Source organism: Streptomyces malaysiensis subsp. malaysiensis, assembly GCF_040653035.1.
In the GTDB taxonomy this organism is placed as follows: domain Bacteria; phylum Actinomycetota; class Actinomycetes; order Streptomycetales; family Streptomycetaceae; genus Streptomyces; species Streptomyces malaysiensis.
On record NZ_JBEZNG010000080.1, the window covers coordinates 1 to 3,998 of the forward strand.

Sequence of the window (3,998 nt, forward strand, 5' to 3'; positions counted from 1 at the left end):
CCCCACCCACGACAACAACACCCTCAACCTCACCATCCACACCCGCACCACCCCCGAACAACCCTGGACCGCCCACGCCACCGGCACCCTCACCCAGCACCAACCCACACCCGACACCCCCCAAACCACCTGGCCCCCCACCAACGCCCAACCCATCGACCTGACCGGCACCTACCAACGCCTCGCCACCACCGGACTCGAATACGGCCCCACCTTCCAAGGACTCCACGCACTCTGGCGCCAGGACAGCCGCCTCTTCGCCGACGTCCGCCTCCCCGACACCGACCACACCGACCACACCGACGGCTACGGCATCCACCCCGCACTCCTCGACGCCGCACTCCACGCCGCCACCGCCACCCAGAACCACACCGACACCCGGCTCCCCTTTGCCTGGACCGGCGTCACCCTCCACGCCACCGGCGCCACCAAGCTGCGGGTCGAGCTGGACATCGACGACGACGGCGCGATCCGGTTGTTGGCGCGGGACACCGCGGGGCAGCCAGTCGTCTCGATCGACTCCCTGGTCACGCGGCCGGTCGATGCGAACGAGCTACGCCCCGGAGGCGTCGGCGCCCACCAGCTCTACGACCTGGCATGGGTCGCCCGCGAGCTGGACGCGCGGGCGGTCACGGAGGAGTTCGAGCGGTACGAGGTGCCGACGGTCGGCGACGACGTCCTGGCCGACACCCACCGCATCACCACCGAGACCCTGACCCACGTCCAACAACACCTGGCCCAAGACACCACCGCCCCGCTCGTCATCGAAGCCACCTACGACGACCTCGCGGGCGCAGCCGTCTGGGGACTCATCCGCACCGCCCAAACCGAACACCCCAACCGCATCATCCTCATCGACACCGACAACCACCCCACCTCCCGCAAAGCACTACCCACCCTGATCGCCTCCGGCGAACCCCAAGCCCGCATCCGCGACGGCGCCATCACCCTCCCCCGACTGACACGCTGGTCGATGGGCGCCGGGGCATCGTCCGACCAGCGGCCCGACCTCTCCTCAGGTCCAGTGCTGGTCACTGGCGGCACCGGTGGTCTGGGCTCGCTGGTCGCCCGCCACCTGGTCGCCGAACACGGCGTCCGCGACCTGGTGTTGGCCAGCCGTCGGGGGCCCGACGCGGATGGGGTCACTGAACTCACCGCCGAGCTCACCGACCTCGGCGCCCGAGTCCGTTCCGTCTCCTGCGACCTCACCGATCGCCCCGCACTCGCCGCGCTCATCGACGACATCGGACCGCTGACCGGCGTCGTGCACACCGCCGGAGCGCTGGCCGACGCCACCGTCGACCACCTGGACGCCGACGCACTGGCCACCACCTTCGCCCCCAAAGCCGACGCCGCCTGGTGGCTCCACGAACTCACCCAAGACCAGAACCTGACCCTGTTCATGGTCTTCTCCTCGGTCGCCGGTGTGCTGGGCAACGCGGGGCAGGCCAACTACGCGGCCGCCAACAGCTTCCTCGACGCCCTGATCACCCACCGCCGCAGCCACGGCCTCCCCGGCACCTCGCTGGCCTGGGGCTCGTGGGAACGCGCCACCGGCATGACCGCTCACCTCACCCAAGCCGACCACGACCGGATGGCCCGCGACGGGCTCCGGCCGCTGGCCGACGCCGAGGGGCTGGCCCTGTTCGACGCCGCGCTGGCGGCGGAAGCAGGGAGCGTGGTCACGGCCGCGTTCGACCTGGTGGCGCTCCGCGCCGCGCCGGTGACACCAATCGTGCTGCGCGGCCTGGTGCGCAGGCCGCGGGCGACCGCGAGCAGCGACGAGGCCGCCGGTACCTGGCGCGACCTGCTGGCGGGGATGACGCCGCAAGAGCGGGAGCGGGCGGCCGTCGACATGGTCCGGGAGCAGGCCGCGGCCGTGCTCGGGCATGCCGACGCCACCGCGATCGGTGCGCGTCAGGTCTTCAAGGACCTCGGGTTCGACTCCCTGACCGCCGTGGAGTTCCGCAACCGGCTGTCGGCGGCGACCGGGCTGCGGCTGCCCGCCACGCTGATCTTCGACTACCCCACGTGCGCGGCGGCGGCCGGTCTGGTGCTCGGCTCGACAGCGGACACCACCCGGCCGCGGGCCGCCACGGCCGGGGACGCGGAGCCGATCGCGATCGTGGGGATGGCCTGCCGACTGCCCGGCGGCGTCGACTCCCCCGAAGACCTATGGCGCCTGATCAGCACAGGCGGCGACGCCATCACCACATTCCCCACCGACCGCGGCTGGGACCTGGACACCCTGTTCGACCCGGACCCCGACCACCCCGGCACCACCTACGCCCGCCACGGTGGATTCCTGGAAAGCGCCGGTGCCTTCGACCCGGACCCGTTCGGCATCTCGCCGCGCGAGGCGCTGGCCATGGACCCGCAGCAACGACTGCTGCTGGAAACCACCTGGGAGGTCCTGGAACGCTCCGGCATCGACCCGACCACCCTGCGCGGCAGCCGCACCGGCGTCTTCACCGGCATCATGGCCAGCAACTACGTCGCCCTGCGGGGCAGCGCGCCGGCCGACCTCGAAGGCTACGTGGCCAATGGCAGCGCGGCGAGCGTGGCGTCCGGTCGCGTCTCGTACACCTTCGGCTTCGAGGGCCCGGCCGTCTCGCTGGACACCGCCTGCTCCTCCTCCCTGGTCGCCCTGCACCTCGCCGTCCAGGCGCTGCGCTCCGGCGAATGCACCCTCGCCATCACCGGCGGCGTGACCGTACTGGGGTCGGTGGCGCCGTTCATCGAGTTCAGCCGACAGCGCGGCCTCGCCGACGACGGCCGCTGCAAAGCCTTCGCCGCCGACGCCAACGGCTTCGGCATGGCCGAAGGCATCGGCCTGCTCCTGGTCGAACGACTCTCCGACGCCCAACGCCTCGGACACCCGGTGCTCGCCGTGGTACGCGGCACCGCCGTCAACCAGGACGGCGCCTCCAACGGCCTCACCGCCCCCAACGGCCCCTCCCAACAACGCGTCATCCGCGACGCACTCACCAACGCCCAACTCACCGCCGCCGACATCGACCTCGTCGAAGCACACGGCACCGGCACCAAACTCGGCGACCCCATCGAAGCCCAGGCCCTGATCGCCACCTACGGGCAGGACCGGGAACAGCCGCTGTGGATGGGCTCACTGAAGTCCAACATCGGCCACACCCAAGCCGCAGCCGGAGTAGCCGGCATCATCAAAACCGTCATGGCCATGCGCCACGGCGTGATGCCCAAGACCCTGCATGTCGACGAGCCGACCCCGGAGGTCGATTGGTCGGCGGGTGCGGTCGAGCTACTGGCCGAGGCCCGGGACTGGCCGGGGGCGGACGAACGCCCCCGACGCGCGGGCGTGTCGTCCTTCGGGGTCAGCGGCACCAACGCGCACATCATCCTCGAACACACCCCCACCGCCCCGGAGCCGGACGTTCCGGAGGCGCCCCCGGCCGGACCGGTGCCCTGGATACTCTCCGCACACACCGAACCCGCCCTGCGGGAGTCGGCGGGACGGCTGGCGGCGCTGGTCGAGGGCGGGGAGGTGTCCGTCCACGACGTGGCGCACTCGCTCATCGCCACCCGGGCGGTCCTGCCGCACCGCGCTGTGGTCGTCGGGGAGGCCGTGCAGGACTTCACGGCCGGGCTGGCCGACCTGGCGCCGGGCACCGGGGACGGCGGGCCGCTGGCGGTGATGTTCACCGGACAGGGTTCGCAACGCCCCGGCATGGGACGGCAGCTGTACGAACGCTTCCCCGTCTTCGCCCAGGCACTGGACGAGGTCCTCGCACTCACCACCCCCGGACTACGCGAAGTGATGTTCGACCCCGACCAGGCCGAGACACTCCAACGCACCGACCACGCCCAGATCGCCCTGTTCGCCTTCGAAACCGCCCTCTACCGACTCTGGGAATCCTGGGGCCTACGACCCGACATGGTCTGCGGACACTCCGTCGGAGAAATCACCGCAGCCCACATCACCGGCACCCTCACCCTCCCCGACGCCGTCCACCTCGTCACCA

1 protein-coding gene is annotated in these 3,998 nt (G+C 71.4%); it reads left to right on the forward strand.

Annotated features, from left to right (window positions below; genetic code table 11):
- A partial coding sequence (locus AB0E24_RS45840) for a type I polyketide synthase (protein ID WP_359386000.1) occupies positions 1 to 3,998 on the forward strand: 3,998 nt, incomplete at both ends.